The organism is Synechococcus sp. (assembly GCF_982614295.1).
This window is the reverse complement of record NZ_CEXBMR010000030.1, coordinates 2269-4848: the sequence shown is the minus strand read 5'-3', so window position 1 is coordinate 4848 and position 2580 is coordinate 2269. Positions and strand designations below refer to the sequence as shown.

6 protein-coding genes and 1 pseudogene are annotated in these 2580 nt (G+C 50.6%); 4 read left to right on the top strand and 3 right to left on the bottom strand.

What is annotated here, in order from left to right:
* Positions 1 to 7 precede the first annotated feature (7 nt).
* Positions 8 to 148: a photosystem II reaction center protein PsbN gene (psbN, locus tag AC2JC8_RS06405; RefSeq protein WP_255133344.1), complete on the bottom strand. Its 141-nt coding sequence runs from the start codon at positions 146 to 148 to the stop codon at positions 8 to 10.
* A gap of 83 nt (positions 149 to 231) precedes the next feature.
* Between psbN and psbH the strand changes: the two genes are divergently transcribed.
* Genes psbH through AC2JC8_RS06385 form a run of 4 tightly spaced genes read left to right on the top strand, consistent with a single transcriptional unit; the run spans position 232 to position 1511 of the window.
* Positions 232 to 432: a photosystem II reaction center phosphoprotein PsbH gene (gene psbH / locus AC2JC8_RS06400; RefSeq protein WP_255133342.1), complete on the top strand. Its 201-nt coding sequence runs from the start codon at positions 232 to 234 to the stop codon at positions 430 to 432.
* A gap of 3 nt (positions 433 to 435) precedes the next feature.
* The gene (locus AC2JC8_RS06395; protein ID WP_255133340.1) at positions 436 to 684 is read left to right on the top strand and encodes a TatA/E family twin arginine-targeting protein translocase; all 249 of its coding nucleotides are present in this window, start codon (positions 436 to 438) and stop codon (positions 682 to 684) included.
* Positions 650 to 1252: an aminoacyl-tRNA hydrolase gene (gene pth / locus AC2JC8_RS06390; RefSeq protein WP_484594383.1), complete on the top strand. Its 603-nt coding sequence runs from the start codon at positions 650 to 652 to the stop codon at positions 1250 to 1252. Before AC2JC8_RS06395 ends, pth begins: the two co-directional genes overlap by 35 nt.
* Before the next feature lies 1 nt (position 1253).
* A complete protein-coding gene (locus AC2JC8_RS06385; protein ID WP_255133348.1) occupies positions 1254 to 1511 on the top strand; it encodes a DUF3146 family protein in 258 nt (85 codons plus the stop codon).
* Here the strand turns inward: AC2JC8_RS06385 and AC2JC8_RS06380 are convergent.
* Positions 1501 to 1926, bottom strand: coding sequence for a RuvC family protein (locus tag AC2JC8_RS06380; protein WP_484594382.1), 426 nt, complete (start codon positions 1924 to 1926; stop codon positions 1501 to 1503). The two genes, AC2JC8_RS06385 and AC2JC8_RS06380, sit on opposite strands and share 11 nt — an antisense overlap.
* 6 nt (positions 1927 to 1932) lie before the next feature.
* Positions 1933 to 2580: pseudogene (locus tag AC2JC8_RS06375) on the bottom strand (DUF3084 domain-containing protein); the annotation flags it as partial.

The following is a 2580-nucleotide window of genomic DNA, read 5'->3' as shown; positions in this document are numbered from 1 at the left end:
ATGACCATCAATCTTCATGATCATCAAAAGGATCAGTTAATTGCTTGGAAGGGGGGCCAAAGGCTGTATAAACACCAAAACCGGTTAAGGCAAGCAACACCAGCAGCACCGTGAGGGCTATCGAAATTGCAGGAGCGGTGGTTTCCATCAGCTGATTTATAAAAGTGCAGGTAAGGGCCTGTTGCCATTAGAGTAACGATCCCTATACCCCGCCAGAGAGGTTTTCAACCCATGGCCCAACGCACCCCCTTGGGAGATCTGCTACGCCCCCTCAATTCTGAGTACGGCAAGGTAGTGCCTGGTTGGGGCACCACTCCAGTGATGGGGGTGTTCATGGTTTTATTTCTGGTATTTCTGCTGGTGATCTTGCAGCTTTACAACCGTTCACTGCTGCTTGATGGCATCACAGTGAATTGGAATGGCATGGGTTAAACGATGAATATCTTTGGCGTTGGCCTGCCGGAGATGGCGGTAATTGCCGTTATTGGTCTGCTGGTGTTTGGTCCAAAGAAATTACCGGAATTAGGCCGCGGCCTTGGGCGCACTTTGAAAAGTTTTCAGAGTGCTTCTCAAGAATTTGAACAGGAATTCCGTAAGGCGGTTGATAGCCCGGTAGATCTGGAAACCAGCAAGCAGCTTGAATCAGCCGATGGCCCCACTGATGCTGCTAGCGGGCCTGGGTAATCCAGGCAATAACTATGCCGGCACCCGTCATAACGTTGGTTTTATGGTGCTCGACCATCTAGCAGCCGCAGCAGCAACTAGTTTTAAAGCCCAAGCCAAGTTGCATGCTGAGCTAGCAGATATCGGCCAAGGAGCTAAAAGATTGCGGCTGCTAAAACCGCAAACATTTATGAATGAAAGCGGCCGTTCAATTCGCGCCAGCCTTGATTGGTATGGCTGGAATATTGAACATTTGCTTGTGATTGTGGATGATATGGATCTACCACTGGGTAAGTTAAGGCTGAGATCTAGCGGTAGTGCTGGTGGCCATAACGGTTTACGCAGCACGATCCAACATTTAGGCAGTGAAGATTTTGCAAGGTTGCGCATCGGCATCGGCGCCCCTTTAGGAAACCCAGAAGAACGCAGAGAACGCACGGTGGGCCATGTATTAGGGGCTTTTAGTAGCGCGGAGCAGGGGGTGCTGGATCAAGTGTTACGGGAGGTTTGTAGTGGGATCGAATTAATCCAAACCGATGGCTTAGAGAAAGCGGGCAATCGCCTTAATGGTTTTAAGCCCACTGCTTGAGATGGGGAAATTAGCTTCTACAAATGCAAAGCTGCGGGTATTAAATCAAAGCTTTAGCCAGAAATTACTGGAGGGAGAAGTGGCCGCTGGGGGATTCCGTTGGGAATTTAGATGGCATTTTGATCGCGGTGAATTAGTGGTAGAACCATCGCTGGGTAGGGCCTTAATTCAAGATGCTTTATTGCGCTTCTTAGTAAAAAGTGATTATCAACTAGAACCAGGTGGCGATTATCAATTCACCGTGCGGGCTAAGTTTTAAGCAAATCTAATTGTATGCCAAGGTGAGCTTCTAGTAATACTAAAGCGGCAATATCATCCAAAGGGCGTGGCGGCAAACGTAAACCTAAAGGTAATAAACGCCATAGGCGGCGAGCTGGAAACAACTGCCAGTAGCGCCCCCTTGCGGCAAGGGTGCTGCCGGCTTCTTTCTGCAGCACAAGGTCTAAACCTGGCATTGCTTCGTGGATGGCCTGCTGCCAAGGGCCACTGCCGGTGCCGTCCCCGATTACTAAACCTACAACTGTTGAACTTTGCTGCCAATGCTGCAACCAATCCCAGCTTTCCTGGGGCGTGCAAACCAAAAGATCTTGCACCTGCTGCCCGCTTATATCAGTGCGCACCAGGCCGCATTTGCTGCTGCCTGGATCAAAACCAATCCAATGACCCATATTCATTTTTTGTTATTCATCAAGATTTACCCCGCGCAATTCAACAAGCACCGGATCGGCAGTATCGCTATCGCGCGCAGAAACCACCTGCAGTAATACTGGCCGGCGACCCCGCTGCTCGCTAAGGGCGCGACCTGCTTTTTTAAATGCTTCCACATCAAATTGAATTGCTGGAGCAAGGGAACCCTGGCGCAGGGTTTCGGTGCGGGCAGCAGCCAATAGCAAATTCAAACGGGCTTGCACCTGCTGAGGGCTGCGTTCATTGGGATCAAAACTAATGCTGGCAAGCACTTCACCTTTACTCACCACCTTTTGATTTGGGCGCACATCAGCAAAAGCCAAAACCTGGGTTTCACCGCGCAACACATTGCCGGCGGAGCGAATACTCACCACCCAGGTGGCGCCATTGCTTAATGCCTGCTCCACCTTTGCCACCTCGCTGCGGGGAATAAGCAATAACTGCCGATTCGGTTGCTGGCCGGGTAAAACCTGTTCAAATGCGCGCAGGTTTGCTTCACGTAACAGGTCTTCTGTGGCTTTTTTTACCAAGCGTTGTTGCGGTATTGCGATCCTTGCGGTGGTGAGGGCCTGACCAGTGCTGAGCACCACATCACCACTGCGCAAAGCCAGCACCTTGCCTTCTAACTGCTTTAGTTCCTG

Bases quoted from the DNA above. Each gene is read 5' to 3' on its own strand.
- psbN (WP_255133344.1), bottom strand. From the start codon at position 148: ATGGAAACCACCGCTCCTGCAATTTCGATAGCCCTCACGGTGCTGCTG.
- psbH (WP_255133342.1), top strand. From the start codon at position 232: ATGGCCCAACGCACCCCCTTGGGAGATCTGCTACGCCCCCTCAATTCT.
- AC2JC8_RS06395 (WP_255133340.1), top strand. From the start codon at position 436: ATGAATATCTTTGGCGTTGGCCTGCCGGAGATGGCGGTAATTGCCGTT.
- pth (WP_484594383.1), top strand. From the start codon at position 650: ATGGCCCCACTGATGCTGCTAGCGGGCCTGGGTAATCCAGGCAATAAC.
- AC2JC8_RS06385 (WP_255133348.1), top strand. From the start codon at position 1,254: ATGGGGAAATTAGCTTCTACAAATGCAAAGCTGCGGGTATTAAATCAA.
- AC2JC8_RS06380 (WP_484594382.1), bottom strand. From the start codon at position 1,926: ATGAATATGGGTCATTGGATTGGTTTTGATCCAGGCAGCAGCAAATGC.